Source organism: Streptomyces sp. MRC013 (genome assembly GCF_023614235.1).
Lineage (GTDB): Bacteria > Actinomycetota > Actinomycetes > Streptomycetales > Streptomycetaceae > Streptomyces.
The window spans coordinates 4,443,165-4,456,726 of the sequence record NZ_CP094264.1 but is presented as its reverse complement, the minus strand read 5'-3'; the positions used below and the strand labels follow the sequence as shown (position 1 = coordinate 4,456,726).

At 75.2% G+C, this 13,562-nt stretch carries 13 protein-coding genes; 4 read left to right on the top strand and 9 right to left on the bottom strand.

What is annotated here, in order from left to right:
• Positions 1–180 precede the first annotated feature (180 nt).
• On the top strand, positions 181–615 hold the full coding sequence (locus tag LUW75_RS20205; protein WP_250336880.1) for a cell division protein SepF: 435 nt from the start codon (positions 181–183) through the stop codon (positions 613–615).
• Between the two features lie 12 nt (positions 616–627).
• Here the strand turns inward: LUW75_RS20205 and LUW75_RS20200 are convergent, their stop codons facing one another.
• A complete protein-coding gene (locus LUW75_RS20200; protein ID WP_250337745.1) occupies positions 628–1,818 on the bottom strand; it encodes an acyl-CoA dehydrogenase family protein in 1,191 nt (396 codons plus the stop codon).
• Positions 1,819–1,911: 93 nt separating this feature from the next.
• Positions 1,912–3,570, bottom strand: coding sequence for an MFS transporter (locus LUW75_RS20195; protein ID WP_250336879.1), 1,659 nt, complete (start codon positions 3,568–3,570; stop codon positions 1,912–1,914).
• 466 nt (positions 3,571–4,036) lie between these two features.
• Here LUW75_RS20195 and LUW75_RS20190 point away from each other — a divergent pair, with 466 nt between their 5' ends.
• Positions 4,037–5,056 carry a phosphatase PAP2 family protein gene (locus tag LUW75_RS20190; RefSeq protein WP_250336878.1) on the top strand — a complete coding sequence of 340 codons (1,020 nt, stop codon included), beginning with the start codon at positions 4,037–4,039 and terminating at the stop codon, positions 5,054–5,056.
• Between the two features lie 83 nt (positions 5,057–5,139).
• Here LUW75_RS20190 and LUW75_RS20185 read toward each other — a convergent pair whose 3' ends face one another.
• From LUW75_RS20185 to LUW75_RS20170, 4 genes are all read right to left on the bottom strand, one after another.
• The gene (locus LUW75_RS20185; RefSeq protein WP_250336877.1) at positions 5,140–5,355 is read right to left on the bottom strand and encodes an I78 family peptidase inhibitor; all 216 of its coding nucleotides are present in this window, start codon (positions 5,353–5,355) and stop codon (positions 5,140–5,142) included.
• A 593-nt stretch (positions 5,356–5,948) separates the two neighbouring features.
• Entirely contained in the window at positions 5,949–6,773 is an 825-nt protein-coding gene (locus LUW75_RS20180) for a hypothetical protein (RefSeq protein WP_250336876.1), read from the bottom strand.
• On the bottom strand, positions 6,770–8,053 hold the full coding sequence (locus LUW75_RS20175) for a glycosyltransferase family 4 protein (protein ID WP_250336875.1): 1,284 nt from the start codon (positions 8,051–8,053) through the stop codon (positions 6,770–6,772). Before LUW75_RS20175 ends, LUW75_RS20180 begins: the two co-directional genes overlap by 4 nt.
• Before the next feature lie 333 nt (positions 8,054–8,386).
• The gene (locus LUW75_RS20170; protein ID WP_250336874.1) at positions 8,387–8,860 is read right to left on the bottom strand and encodes a hypothetical protein; all 474 of its coding nucleotides are present in this window, start codon (positions 8,858–8,860) and stop codon (positions 8,387–8,389) included.
• Positions 8,861–9,379: 519 nt separating this feature from the next.
• On the opposite strand from LUW75_RS20170, the gene LUW75_RS20165 reads away from it, so the two are divergent.
• Positions 9,380–10,177, top strand: a complete 798-nt coding sequence (locus LUW75_RS20165) for a hypothetical protein (RefSeq protein ID WP_250336873.1) — start codon at positions 9,380–9,382, stop codon at positions 10,175–10,177.
• A gap of 83 nt (positions 10,178–10,260) precedes the next feature.
• Positions 10,261–10,626: a hypothetical protein gene (locus tag LUW75_RS20160; RefSeq protein ID WP_462933759.1), complete on the top strand. Its 366-nt coding sequence runs from the start codon at positions 10,261–10,263 to the stop codon at positions 10,624–10,626.
• A gap of 57 nt (positions 10,627–10,683) precedes the next feature.
• Here the strand turns inward: LUW75_RS20160 and der are convergent, their stop codons facing one another.
• The 3 genes from der to cmk all read right to left on the bottom strand — a co-directional run bounded on the left by der (position 10,684) and on the right by cmk (position 13,531).
• Positions 10,684–12,132, bottom strand: coding sequence for a ribosome biogenesis GTPase Der (der, locus tag LUW75_RS20155; RefSeq protein WP_250336872.1), 1,449 nt, complete (start codon positions 12,130–12,132; stop codon positions 10,684–10,686).
• 74 nt (positions 12,133–12,206) lie between these two features.
• Positions 12,207–12,794 carry a lysophospholipid acyltransferase family protein gene (locus LUW75_RS20150; RefSeq protein ID WP_250337743.1) on the bottom strand — a complete coding sequence of 196 codons (588 nt, stop codon included), beginning with the start codon at positions 12,792–12,794 and terminating at the stop codon, positions 12,207–12,209.
• 50 nt (positions 12,795–12,844) lie between these two features.
• Positions 12,845–13,531, bottom strand: a complete 687-nt coding sequence (gene cmk, locus LUW75_RS20145; protein WP_250336871.1) for a (d)CMP kinase — start codon at positions 13,529–13,531, stop codon at positions 12,845–12,847.
• Between the last annotated feature and the right edge of the window lie 31 nt (positions 13,532–13,562).

Here is a 13,562-nt window from a genome sequence, read left to right as displayed (position 1 = left end):
TTCATATTTGGGGTACAAGAAGCCTGTTGCGCAGCAGGAAACCTGACGAATCACCATATCTTCTGCACCAGTACCGTCACGAAACGCTCGCTCGGCGGGTATCCGCTTGGCGTGCGGTCCGCATCATGGACGACCATAGGAGTGCGGAACCACACGTGACCACGTTGAAAGGAGGCGTCCATGGGATCGGTGCGCAAGGCGAGTGCCTGGCTGGGACTCGTCGAGGACAACGACGAGCGCTACTACGACGACGAGTACGCCGAGACCGCCGACGACGGCGACGCCTGGGTGACCGACCCCCGGGTGCGGGTCGCCTCCGAGAGCGCGCGGGAGGAGGGCCGCCGGATCGCCACGGTGTCCCCGGACGGCTTCCGCGACGCCCGGACGATCGGCGAGCTGTTCCGGGACGGCGTCCCGGTCGTCATGAACCTCACCGCCATGGAGGCGGACGACGCCAAGCGCGTCGTGGACTTCGCGGCCGGCCTCACCTTCGGTCTGCGCGGCTCCATCGAGCGGGTGGCCACCCGGGTCTTCCTGCTGACGCCCGCGGACACGCGGATCGTCACCGGCGACCACGGGGGCCGCGCCCGGGACGGCTTCTTCAACCAGAGCTGAGGGCGGGGCCGCTCACCGGAAGGCGTCGAGGCCGGTGAGCGCCTTGCCCAGCACCAGCTGGTGCATTTCGACGGTGCCCTCGTAGGTGAGCACCGACTCCAGGTTGGTGGCGTGCCGCATGACGGGGTACTCCAGCGAGATCCCGTTGGCGCCCAGGACCGTCCGGGCGGTGCGGCAGATCTCGATCGCCTCCCGCACGTTGTTCAGCTTGCCGAAGCTGACCTGTTCGGGGCGCAGCCGCCCGGCGTCCATCCGCGCCCCCAGGTGGTGCGCGAGCAGGATGCCCTTGTGCAGCTCCACCGCCATGTCGGCGAGCTTGGCCTGGGTCAGCTGGAAGCCGCCGATGGGCCGCCCGAACTGCTCCCGCGTCCGCGCGTAGTCGAGCGCCGCCTCGAAGGACGCGCGCGCCGCGCCCATGGCGCCCCAGACGATCCCGTACCGGGCGTGCGACAGGCAGCCGAGCGGGCCCCTCAGCCCCGTCACGCCGGGCAGGACCGCGTCGGCGGGCAGCCGCACGTCGTCCATCACGAGCTCGCTGGTGACGCTGGCCCTCAGGGACCACTTGTGCCGGATCTCCGGCGCGGAGAAGCCGGGGGTGTCGGTCGGCACGGCGAAGCCCCGCATCCCCTCGTCGGTCTGCGCCCAGACGACGGCGACCCCGGCGACCGAGCCGTTGGTGATCCACATCTTGCGCCCGTTGAGGACCCAGTCCGCGCCGTCCCGCCTGGCGTACGTCCGCAGGGCGGCCGGGTCCGAGCCGTGGTCCGGCTCGGTCAGGCCGAAGCAGCCGATCGTCTCGCCCGCCGCCATGGGCGGCAGCCAGCGCCGCCTCTGCTCCTCGGAGCCGTACTTCCAGATCGCGTACATGGCCAGGGAGCCCTGCACGGAGACGAGGGAGCGGACGCCGGAGTCCGCGGCCTCCAGCTCCAGGCAGGCCAGCCCGTACTGGACGGCGCTCGCGCCGGCGCAGCCGTACCCCTCCAGGGACATGCCGAGCACGCCGATCGAGCCGAGTTCGCGGGCGAGTTCGCGGATGACGGGCAGCTCGCCCCTCTCGTACCACTCGGCGATGTGCGGCAGCACCCGGTCGGCGGCCCAGGCGCGCACCGTGTCGCGGACGGCGAGGTCCTCCGGGCCGAGCAGGTCGTCGACGCCGAGCGGGTCGCCCGGGTCGAACGGCGGGAGCTTCGAGGGTGCGGGCATGCGGGCCTCCGGCAACTGGCTCACCAGGGAAACGGCGGGAACGACGGGAAGGGGACGGTCCTCGACAGCCGGACCGGGCGCCGACGTTACGGCTCAGTGCGCCGCACGTCCAGAGCCGGCCGGCTCCACCGGGGCGCGCCGGGCGGGCACCCGCGGCGCGTCGTCGGTCGCGCGGGCCGGCGGCGCGGCGCGGTCCCCGGGGTCGGCGTCGTCGGCCTGCGTCTCCATCACGCGCGGCAGGCGCAGCGCCATGGCCGCCCCGGCGAGCAGCAGCCCGGCGCTGACCAGCAACGTGGTGTGCAGCCCGTGCACGAAGGCGTGGCGCGCGGCGGTGTGCAGCGCCTCCCCGGCCGCGCCGCCGAGCCGGGCCGCGACCTGGTACGCCTCGCCCAGCGAGTTGGCCGCGGCGGCGCCCGCGGCGGCGGGGACGCCGGGAACGCCGGTGAGGCCGGGTGCGTACGCGGCGTTCATGACGCTGCCGAGCAGGGCGATGCCCATGCCCGCGCCGAGCTGGTAGGAGGTCTCGCCGATGGCCGCCGCGCCGCCCGCGCTGCGGGCGGGCGCCTCGCTGAGCATCGACTCGTACGCCGCGAACAGCGTGGTCTGCAGGCCGAAGCCGAGCAGGACGAAGCCGGCGGTCAGCAGGAGCGGCCGGTCGTACTGGCCCATGAGGAGCAGCAGCAGCACGGACCCCGCGGTCAGCACGAAACCGCCGCCGACCATCCGGCGCGGCCCGAGGCGGGCGAGCGTGTACGAGCCGGTGGCGCCGGCGGCCATCGCCGCGAACGTCAGCGGCAGCAGCCGCAGCCCGGTCTCCAGGGGGCTCAGGCCCAGGATCAGCTGGAGGTACTGGACGGCGATCAGCTCCAGGCCGACCAGCGCCAGCATGGCGAGGACGATGCAGCCGACGGACGTGGTGAACGCGGCCCGCGAGAACAGCCGCATGTCGATGAGCGGATGGGCGCGGCGGCGCTGGCGCCGGACGAAGAGGACGAGCAGCACGGCGCCGAGGAGGAGGGGGCCGAGCGTGGCGGGGCCCAGCAGCGGGTCGCCCGCGCCGGCCCGCTTGACGCCCAGGACCGCGGCGAGGACGCCGGCGGCGGCCGTCAGCGCGCCGAGGACGTCCCAGGGGCCGTCACCGCTCCCCCGCGACTCGGGCAGGAGCCAGCGCCCGGCGGGGAGGATCAGCGCCATCAGGGGGAGGTTGATCAGGAAGACCGACCCCCACCAGAAGTGCTCGACCAGGAACCCGCCGAGCACGGGACCGGTGGCGGCGCCGACCGCGGCGACGGCCGTCCATATGCCGATGGCCGTGGCCCGTTCGCGCCGGTCGGGGAAGACCGCGCGGAGGAGGGAGAGGGTGGCCGGCATGATCATCGCGCCGCCGACGCCGAGCAGGACGCGCGCGGCGATGAGCACGGCCGGCGTGTCGGCCAGCGCCGCGACGGCGGACGCCACGCCGAAGAGGGCGTACCCGCCGAGCAGGACGCGCCGCCGCCCGACCCGGTCGCCCAGCGTGCCGAAGAGGATCAGCAGCGAGGCGCAGACGAGCGGGTAGGCGTCGACGATCCAGAGCAGGGCCGTGGAGCCGGGCCGGAGGTCCTCGGTGACCGCGGGGACGGCGACGTGGAGGACGGTCGCGTCCAGCGCGACCAGCAGCAGGCTCACACAGAGGACGAACAGGACGACCCAGCGGTTGGCGCCGCCGCCGGCGGCACGCAGACGCGCTCCGACAGTGGTCGTTCCCGACATGTAGGTACCTCCCGCGTGGAACTCCCGCGCTCGGCGGGCGCCGGCCGGGGAAGGGGACGTTCCGCGGGGCGACCCGGCATCCGGGATCCCCGACCGAGTGCGTCCGGCCCTCCGGGGACGGGCGAGCGAGACGTCAGCCTACGGGACGCGGGGCGGCCGGCGCGTGGCCCACCTCTCACCGGGACACGCCCGGGCGTGTGGCGTGCGCCACGCGGGCGCCGGCCGCGACGCGCCGACGGCGGCCCGAACGGCCCGCGAATTGCGCCCGGGGCCGGGGAGAGCGAATTTTCCCGAGCACGTAAACACACTTACGGAGGAAGCCCTACCGGCATTAGGGCGAACCACTCCGCCGTTTTATGGATAAGAGTCGGATAAACAACCGCCGAGACCCACTCCACATCACATCGTCATCACAAAGAGACCCGATCGGCCTGACCCGACGCTCACTCCCTGTAACGTCGATTGGGTGCGTACCGACATCTTTGCCCGACTGGACCGGGAGCCGGAACCGCCGAAGATGGAGATCCCGCGGATGAGCCGCACGCGTCTTGCCCTCTTCGGCGGGACGTCCGTGTTCTACCTGGCCATCGTCGTGGCCGTGCTCGCGTCGACGTGGCTGGTGCTCGTCGACTGGAAGGTCATGCTGTTCCGGCCCTACCAGCAGTGGCCCGAGCTGCACGCGCCGCTCGACTACTTCGTGGTGCTCGGGCAGCGCGGCCCCACCGCGGTGATGGTGGCGGCCTGGCTCGGCTGGCGGTCGTGGCGGCAGCACACCCTGCGCCCGCTGCTCGTGCTGGGCACGGCGCTGCTGTTGCTGAACGTCACGGTGGGTGCCGTGAAGATCGGGCTGGGCCGGCTCGGCCCGCACTACGCGACCCGGATCGGCTCGGCCGAGTTGTTCGCGGGCGGGGATATATTCCCTTCCGGGCACACCGCCAACGCCGTGGTGACCTGGGGCATCCTCTCCTACCTGGCCACCACGCCGCGGGCGCGCCGCCATCTGTCGGCCCTCTCCGCCGTCGTGGCCCTGGGCGTCGGTCTCACCACGGTCTACCTCGGTACGCACTGGCTCAGCGACGTGCTGCTGGGATGGGCCGCCGGCCTGCTGATCCTGCTGGGCCTGCCGTGGTGCGAGCCGCTGCTCGCACGCGCGGAGGCGTTCCTCCTCGCCGCGCGGGACCGGGCGCGCGACCGGCTGCGGGAGCGCCGCCGCGCGCTCGTCCCGGCGCTGCCCGTGGTGCCGGTGGCGGCCGTCGGACCGCTGCCGGACGCGCGGCCGCGTCGGCGGGCCGCCGGGGGCCGGGAGGAGCCGGTGCGCGAACCGGCGGCGGGTACCGGCGCGGTCGGCGCCGGGGCACACGCCGCGGGCATCCGCACGACGCTGTCGCAGCCCCGTACGCACGCGGTGCTGCGCTCCGAGCGGATGCCGGTCACACCGGCGGGCAGCCGCAGGCCGCCGCGCTCCCGCCCGGCGACGGGCGGCTGAGCCGCCGGCGGCGATCCGTGGTGCGGAGGAGCGGGCCCCGGCGGATGCCGGGGCCCGTTCCGTGCCGCCGCGCGGGACGGGGTTCAGCCGGTCCAGCAGCGGGTGACGGTGTGGTCGCGTACCTCGAAGTTGATCCGGCCCTCCAGGTACTCCAGCGTGACGACGGCTCCGGGCGGCAGCGTCCGTACGGTGGTCCAGCCCCGGGAGCGGGCCCGGCGTTCGGCCTCCCGGTGGTCGAGGCCGACGTACGCGGCGGGCTCGTCGGGGCGTGCGGGGGGCGTCTCGGGTATGGGTGCCATGGCCCCACCGTAGGCGCCTCCCCGGGGGGATCGCCATCCGCCCGTGTGCGGCCTGTCACATGTATGTCACAAGAACCCGTTCCCCGGCTATCGGGCCGTTTTCCGCGCACAAGGCACCGGCGGAGGGAGTTCCGCGATAATTCCCCGGCTCGGACCGCGCGCCCGGGCCGGCTTCGGAAATTCTCCCGGGCGGCTTCACGGAACACGGCCGGGCACTTCTGCTCCACGATTCCTCCACATGATTCCCGCATTGCCGGCAGGTGTGGGACGGCCGGTTCCGGGAAGCGCCACCGGAAGCGAAGGGGCGGGGACGGGGCGGCGGGGGCCGGCCGCCCCGTCCGGCCCCGTTGCGCGGTGCCCCCGGCGCCTGCCCGGCGGGTCGGCGGCCGCCCCGCGGGCTTCCCCTCCCCCGCCGGGCCGCCGCCGTACCGCCGGCGGTCCGGGGGCGGGTGGTCCCGCGGGGACGGCGCCGGGCCGGCTCGGCGGGTCCGGCGCGGGGACGGCGGTCGCGCCGCGCCCCGCGGGGAGGAACCGCCGGCCGTCGCGGAGGGGTGCGGGCCGCCACGGCCGCGGTCGGGGTGCGCGCGGCAGGGCTACGGGGCCGGGGCGACCCGGACGCAGAGCTCGTTGTCGGCGCCGTAGCAGGGCGTCGCGCGGAACCCGTCGCCCTCGTACCCCGGGTAGACGAAGACGTCCCGGCGGTCCCACACGTCGTCGAGGACGCGGGCGACCCGCACCGGTCCGGCGCCGGCGGAGGGCCGCAGCCACAACTGCCACGTCCGCGGGCGGTCCGGCCGCGGCTGCGCGAGCGGGCCGTAGGGCACCGTGAAGGCGAAGGCGCCGGCCTCGCCGTCCACCGGCACCTCCCGCACCTCGCCGCCCCACCGCGCCTCGGCGACCGCGCCGGCCTCCAGTACGGCGCCGTACAGCCGGCCCTCGACCGTGCAGCAGTCCTCCCCGAAGGTCAGGTCGCCGGCCTCGGCGTGCCGGGCGCGCAGCCAGCTGCGCACGGCGAGCCGCCCGTCCGCCGTGGGGTACGGGACGCGCGCGGCGACCGGCCCGGACGGTTCGGGGACGCGGTCGACGAGTGCGCGTACGTCGCGGACGCCCGGTTCCACCGGGCGGCCCCCGACGGACACGTCCCAGTGCCCCTCCGCCAGCTCGACCGTACTGGGCAGGACGGCGCGCGACCGGTCCCCGCCGGCCGGGGTGAGCGGCAGCCGCGTCTCCTCGACCGGGTCGGCGCCGCGGCGGCGGAGCACCAGGACCGGCTCTCCCCCCGCTCCCCCGCCCCGTTCGGACGGGTCGGCCCCCCGCACGTCGTGGCCCGCTATGTCGAAGGTGATGCCGCCCGCCGAGTCCGCGACGCAGTCGGCGCGCGGGCCGCCCCGCCCGGAGGCGCCCGTGGTGCCGGTCATGTGCGCTTCCCCTTCCGGAGGACGTCGGCGGCCTTGTAGCGGGCGGAGTACGCGGCGTCGAGGACGGCGCCGCGCACCCGGTGGAGCGCGTCGCGGCCGCGGCCGCGGGAGGCGGCGCCGGGCCCGCGGGCGACCAGTTCCGCGAACAGCGCTTCGTGCCGCTCCGCGATCCGCACGGGGTCGAAGCGGCGGGACGCGGCGAGCGCCGCCCGCCCGGCGCGGCGCCGCGCCTCGTCGTCCTGGATGAGGCCGAGCAGCGCCTCGGCGACGGCGTCCGCGTCGCCGACCGGGACCAGCCGCCCGTCGACGCCGTCCTCGATGATCTCGCGGGGGCCGTGCGGGCAGTCGGTGGAGACGACCGGCAGCCCGCAGCGCATCGCCTCGACGATGGTCATGCCGAAGGACTCCAGGCGGGAGGTGACGGCGGCGACGGACCCCTTGACCCACTCCGCTTCGAGGGGGTTGGCGGGGCCCATCAGGTAGACGTGGTTGTGCAGTCCGCGCTGCCCGATCAGGGTGCGCAGGGCGTTCTTCTCGTTGCCGGTGGCGTCGCCCGAGCCGTAGATCCGCAGCCGCCAGTCGGGGCGGGCGGCGACGACCTTCGCGAAGGCCTCGACCAGCAGGTCGTACCGCTTGACCTTGGTGAGCCGGCCGGCCGCGACGACCCATTTGGCGGTGGAGTCGGCCGGTTCGACGCCCGGTGCGGGAACGCTGTTGGGGACGGCGTCGACGCGGACTCCGGGCAGCTTGAGCCTGGTGCGGTAGGAGCGGGCGTCGGCCTCGGTGACGGTGGTGACGGCGTCGAGCAGCGGGTAGCGGAACCCGATCTCGCGGCGCAGCCGGTAGCCGTGGCTGTCCAGGGTGAGGTGCTCCTGCCCGACGCGGACCGGGCCGCGGCGGGTCTGCCGGGCGATGTGCACGTTCAGCCCGGGGCGGGTGCCGACGACGACGTCCGCCTCCACCGTCCTCAGGTGCGCGGCGATCCTCGTGTCGGTGAGGCGGCTGTACTGCTTCCAGCGGCCGTCGCCGCGCGGGAAGACCTCGGCGGGCCGCCGGTGGTCGGGGTGGTCGCCGTCGTACCCGGGGCTGTGCCTGCGCAGGTCGACGAGGTGCCTCAGGGTCACCCCGGCGGGGGCGCCGAGGGTCGGCTCGTCGCGGTGGCGGAAGACGGAGACGATCTCCACCTCGTGGCGGGCGGCGAGCGCCTCGGCGAGGTTGAAGGTCGTGCGGATGGTGCCGCCGATCCCGTACGCGTTGTGGAGCAGGAAGGAGATGTGCATCGCGCAGCCGGGTCCCCCAGGTCGATAGGTCGTCAGAGGTGGACTGTACTCGGCCCCCGGGGGCGGCGGCCGGACCGGGGACGGCGGCGGGACCCCCGTCCGCGCCGCCCCGCCGGCGGGTGGCGGCCCGGCGGGCCCGGCCGGGGCGCCGGAGGCCGGGTGCGGGTGTGCGGAACGCGCGGGCGGGCGGGGCGGCGGGTGCCTCCTCCCCGGGGCCGCCCGGGTCGCGGGCGGCCCCGGGGGCGGCGGGGACGGTGGAGCGGCCGGGTCGCGGGCGCCGCCGGCCGGTGTCCGGCCGGACGCGGGGCTGCGGGCGGTGTCCGGGGCAGGAGGTCAGCAGCCCGCAACGGCCTTGTCGCCGCCGAGTTCCACCAGTGCGCACAGGGTGGCGCGGGAGACCTTCCAGGTGCCCTGCCGGAGGACGGCGGCGCCCTTGGAGCCGGACAGGGCCGGGCGGCCGCCGACGAGCAGGTCGTACGTGACGTCCGCCCGGGTGGCCGAGGCGAAGGAGACGGCCTTCACCCGGGCGGAGGCCTTCGAGGCGTTCGGATCCTCGCCGAACGCCTCGAGGACGGGGCGCAGCCGCTCGCCGTCCTCCAGCAGCCGGACCCTCTCGTCGGTGGGGGTCCCGGGGTCGAAGAACTCCGCCCAGTTCTCGCGGACCTCCTCCTCGGCGTCCTCCGGGTCGGCCGGCGCGCTGCCGGTGGCGGTGGGCGAACCCGTCGCCGTGGGCGAGGCCGTGGGGGGTCCCGGTGGGGCTCGCCGCCCCGGTGGTCGTCCGGAGGTCGGGCGACTGCGGGCCGTCACTGGCGTCCTCGCCCCCGCCGCACGCCGCGATCGGCGGTACGAGGGCGAGGACGGCGGCCACCGCCAGCGCCGCGGTGCGCGTGCGGGACCTGCGGGGGGTCACGTGGACCATCGGGTCACCACCGGGGTAGGGGCCGTGAGGGGGGAAGGGCGTTCACGGGCATGGTGCAGGGAACCACCACGCGCCGCCAGCGGAGTGGTGCGAAGGGGTGCCGGCGCCGCGGCCGTCGCGGCGGGGCGCTCCCACCCCCTCCTGCCGAGGACCTCCTGCCGAGGCCCCCTGCTGCGGCCCCCCGGCCGCGGGCGCCCGGCCGGTACGGCGGAGCCGTGCCGCGGGACCCGCCCGGTCGGCGGACCCGCGACGCCGGTCCGTCCGGCGGTGCACCGGGCGGGGCCCGGCGGCCGATTCGGTCGCCGCACGCGCGTGACCCCGGCCGGGAGTCGTCCGTTGAACTCTTCACGAAGTGTGCCGGGGGCGCCCCCGGCACCGCACGCACCAACGAGTCCGAGGAGCCACCCGTGCCGCGCATGCTCGACGTCAGCGAGGACGTACGCGCCGAGATCGGTGACGACGAAGCCGACCGGCTGCTGGCCGGGGAGAACGCCCCGGGCAGCTACGACTGCACCTCCTGCCGCACCCCGGGCGACCCCGGGCAGGAGCGCACCAGCACGGTGCTGTTCGTCGGCGACGAGACCGCCGTCCTCGCCTTCGCCCACGCCACCTGCATCCCCTCCCAGGTCGTCAGGGTCCCGGAGGAGCAGTTGCAGGGGGCCGTCCGGTCCATCACCGGTCATGAGCCGCAGGGACCCGGGCCCGTGCGGGTGCAGGTGCCGCCGGACATCCGGCAGGCCGTCCTGGGCGTGACGAGCGGCCTGGTCCTGATCGACGGGGAGCTGCACCCGGCACTCGTCGTCGAGCCGACCGCGCCGATCACCCGGCCCGGCTCGTACGGCACCGAGGACGAGTTCCTGCCGCTCCTCGCCGAGCAGGGCTTCCTCCCGGTGCCCGGCCTGGACCGGAAGCCGCCGGTGCTCGCCGGGTGGTCCGTGCTGCTCGCCGCGGGGCAGCTCCACGCGATCCTCCAGCCGGGTGAGGGCGGCCGGCAGGCCGCCTGGTGGCAGGCGCACCAGCCGCTCCAGGTCACCGAGGGCTGGCGGACCGCGGCGAACAGGTCGCACACGGTGCTGGTCTTCGCCGCGCCCGTCGGCTCCATCGGCCAGCAGCCGCGCGAGGACCTGCTGCGCGACGCCCTGGAGAAGGCCGCCGCGAACGGCGGCCTGGTCGCCGCCGCCATGCCGCTGGCCGGCACGTCCTGATGACCTCCCCGCTCCCCGCACGGTGGAGGGCGATTTCCCGGGACGGACCGCATCCCGCGGGCGGCGGGGTCGTTGGCACCTACGTGCAGCACTCATACGAGCCGTCCCGCCAGTCGTACCGGTACGTCCCCGCCATGCGCCCGGCGGAGGACGGACTGTCCTACTCGGCCACGCCGATCTACGACGCGCTGTACTCCGAGTACCGCCGGTCGTTCCGGGCGCTGCCCGGCGACCGCAGCGGCGAGGAGGACCTCGGGTTCCGGGCCTTCGGGGAGCTGCCGCCCGTCCGCCACCCCGGCGGCGGGCAGGGCGCCGCCGGCCACACCACCGGCACGCACGGCCACGGGCAGGGGTGGCAGGCGCAGCAGTACGGCGGTTACGCGGCGGCCCGGCCGTACGGCGGGCCGGCGCAGGTGGCGCTGCCGCCGGCACCCCGCCGCGGCGTGTGAGCGGCGGCGGGGCCGGGGCGCGATCGGCCCCCGGCCCCGCCGCCGCCCGCGGTACGGCTACTTCTTGCGGCCGCGCTTCTCGCGGACCCGAACGGAGATGTGGATCGGGGTGCCGTCGAACCCGAACTCCTCGCGCAGGCGCCGCTCCACGAACCGGCGGTAGCCGTGCTCCAGGAAGCCGGACGCGAACAGCACGAACCGGGGCGGCTTGGTGCCGGCCTGCGTGCCGAACAGGATGCGGGGCTGCTTGCCACCGCGGATCGGGTGCGGATGGGCGGCGACGAGTTCGCCGAGGAAGGCGTTGAGGCGGCCGGTCGGGACGCGGGTCTCCCAGCCGGCGAGCGCGGTCTCGATCGCCGGGACGAGCCTGTCCATGTGGCGGCCGGTGCGGGCGGAGACGTTCACCCGGGGTGCCCACGAGACCTGCTGCATCTCGGTCTCGATCTCGCGCTCCAGGTAGTAGCGGCGCTCCTCGTCGAGCTCGTCCCACTTGTTGTAGGCGATGACCAGTGCCCGGCCCGCCTCGACGGCCATCGTGATGATCCGCTGGTCCTGGACGGAGATGGACTCGGTCGTGTCGATCAGGACGACCGCCACCTCGGCCTTCTCGACGGCGGCGGCGGTGCGCAGGGAGGCGTAGTAGTCCGCGCCCTCCTGGAGGTGGACCTTCTTGCGGATGCCGGCGGTGTCGACGAACTTCCAGGTCTTGCCGCCCAGTTCGACGAGCTCGTCGACCGGGTCGCGGGTGGTGCCGGCGAGCTCGTTGACGACGACCCGCTCCTCGCCCGCGACCTTGTTCAGGAGGGACGACTTGCCGACGTTCGGGCGGCCGATGAGGGCGATGCGGCGGGGGCCGCCGACGGCGGCGCCGAAGGTCTGCTCGGGCGCTTCGGGGAGGGCCTTGAGCACCTCGTCGAGGAGGTCGCCGGTGCCGCGGCCGTGCAGCGCGGAGACCGGGAAGGGCTCGCCGAGGCCCAGGGACCACAGCATCGCGGCGTCGGCCTCGCCGGACGGACCGTCGACCTTGTTCGCGGCGAGGACGACGGGCTTGCCGGCGCGGCGCAGCAGCTTGACGACGGCCTCGTCGGTGTCGGTGGCGCCCACGGTCGCGTCGACCACGAAGACGACCGCGTCGGCCGCGTCGATCGCGAACTCGGCCTGCGCGGCGACGGACGCGTCGATGCCGAACACGTCCTGTTCCCAGCCGCCCGTGTCGACGACCTTGAAACGGCGGCCGGCCCACTCCGCCTCGTAGGTGACGCGGTCGCGGGTGACTCCGGGGCGGTCCTCGACGACGGCCTCGCGGCGGCCGATGATCCGGTTCACCAGGGTCGACTTGCCGACGTTCGGGCGGCCGACGACGGCGAGGACGGGCAGCGGGCCGTGCCCGGCCTCCTCGATCGCGCCCTCGACCTCGTCGACGTCGAAGCCCTCTTCGGCGGCGAGCTCCATGAACTCCGCGTACTCGGCGTCGCCAAGTGCCCCGTGGTCGTGCTGGTCGTTCATGAAGTCCGTTCCTCGTGCGTTCGTGGTGGTCGGTGGGGGCCCGGCCGGGGCCGGGGCCACTACTCGAGTGTCGCTCAGCGCCCGGTGAGGCGCCTGGCGTTCTCCAGGTGGGCGGTGAGCCGCTTCCGGATGCGTACGGTGGCGTCGTCCAGGGCCCCGCGCGTGCGGCGCCCGCTGCCGTCGCCCGCGTCGAAGGCGTCGCCGAAGACGACGTCGACGCGGCTGCGCAGCGGCGGCAGCGCCTTCGTCAGCCGTCCGCGGCGTTCGCCGCCGCCCAGGACGGCGACCGGGACGATCGGCGCGCCGGACCGCAGGGCGAAGTAGGCGAGACCGGCGCGGAGCGACGCGAAGTCGCCGTCGCCGCGGGTGCCCTCGGGGAAGATCCCGAGGACGCCGCCGGAGGCGAGGACGTCCAGGGCGCCGGTGATCGCGGTGCGGTCGGCGGTGGCGCGGTCGACCCCGAGCTGCCCGGTCGCCGTCATGAAACGCCCGAGCGGCCCGACGAACGCCTCCTTCTTGACCAGGAAGTGGACCGGCCGGGGGGACGTACCGATGATCATGGGGCCGTCGAGGTTGTGGGTGTGGTTGGCGGCGAGGATGACGGGGCCGGAGGCCGGTACGCGCCAGGCGCCCAGCACGCGCGGCCGCCACAAGCCGTACATCAGGCCGATGCCGATGCCCCGCCCGACGGCGGCGCCCTTCGCCGAGGGGGTCACCGGGCGGCTTCCCTCCGCTCCTCCACGAGGGCGATCACGTGCTCGACGACCTGCTGGAGCGTCAACTCGGTGGTGTCCACCTCGACGGCGTCGTCGGCCTTGGCGAGGGGGGAGGTCTTCCGGGTGGAGTCGGCGGCGTCCCGCCTGACCAGGGCCTCCCTGGTGGCGGAGACGTCGGCGCCCTCCAGCTCGGCGGCGCGGCGGGCGGCGCGGGCCTCCGGGGAGGCGGTGAGGAAGACCTTGAGGTCGGCGTCGGGCAGGACGGTGGTGCCGATGTCGCGGCCCTCGACGACGATGCCGAGGGGGGCGGAGGCCGCGATGGAGCGCTGGAGCCCGGTGATCCGGGTGCGCACCTCGGGGACGGCGCTGACGGCGCTGACCTTGGAGGTGACCTCCTGCGTGCGGATCGGGCCGGAGGCATCCACGCCGTCGACGGTGATCGTCGGCTGGGACGGGTCGGTGCCGGAGACGATCAGGGGCTTGTCGGCGGCGCCGGCCACGGCGGCGGCGTCGTCCACGTCGACCCCGTTGGTGATCATCCACCAGGTGATCGCCCGGTACTGGGCGCCGGTGTCCAGGTAGCCGAGACCGAGCCGGGCGGCGACGGCCCTGGAGGTGCTCGACTTGCCCGTACCGGAGGGGCCGTCGATGGCGACGATCACGGGATCCACGGTGTGGGACACCTTCCTGCCTGCGTGGGAGAGGGGCCGGCCG

Coding starts and splice junctions, on each gene's coding strand:
- LUW75_RS20205 (WP_250336880.1), top strand. CDS start 181: ATGGGATCGGTGCGCAAGGCGAGTGCCTGGCTGGGACTCGTCGAGGAC.
- LUW75_RS20200 (WP_250337745.1), bottom strand. CDS start 1,818: ATGCCCGCACCCTCGAAGCTCCCGCCGTTCGACCCGGGCGACCCGCTC.
- LUW75_RS20195 (WP_250336879.1), bottom strand. CDS start 3,570: ATGTCGGGAACGACCACTGTCGGAGCGCGTCTGCGTGCCGCCGGCGGC.
- LUW75_RS20185 (WP_250336877.1), bottom strand. CDS start 5,355: ATGGCACCCATACCCGAGACGCCCCCCGCACGCCCCGACGAGCCCGCC.
- LUW75_RS20180 (WP_250336876.1), bottom strand. CDS start 6,773: ATGACCGGCACCACGGGCGCCTCCGGGCGGGGCGGCCCGCGCGCCGAC.
- LUW75_RS20175 (WP_250336875.1), bottom strand. CDS start 8,053: ATGCACATCTCCTTCCTGCTCCACAACGCGTACGGGATCGGCGGCACC.
- der (WP_250336872.1), bottom strand. CDS start 12,132: ATGAACGACCAGCACGACCACGGGGCACTTGGCGACGCCGAGTACGCG.
- LUW75_RS20150 (WP_250337743.1), bottom strand. CDS start 12,794: ATGTACGGCTTGTGGCGGCCGCGCGTGCTGGGCGCCTGGCGCGTACCG.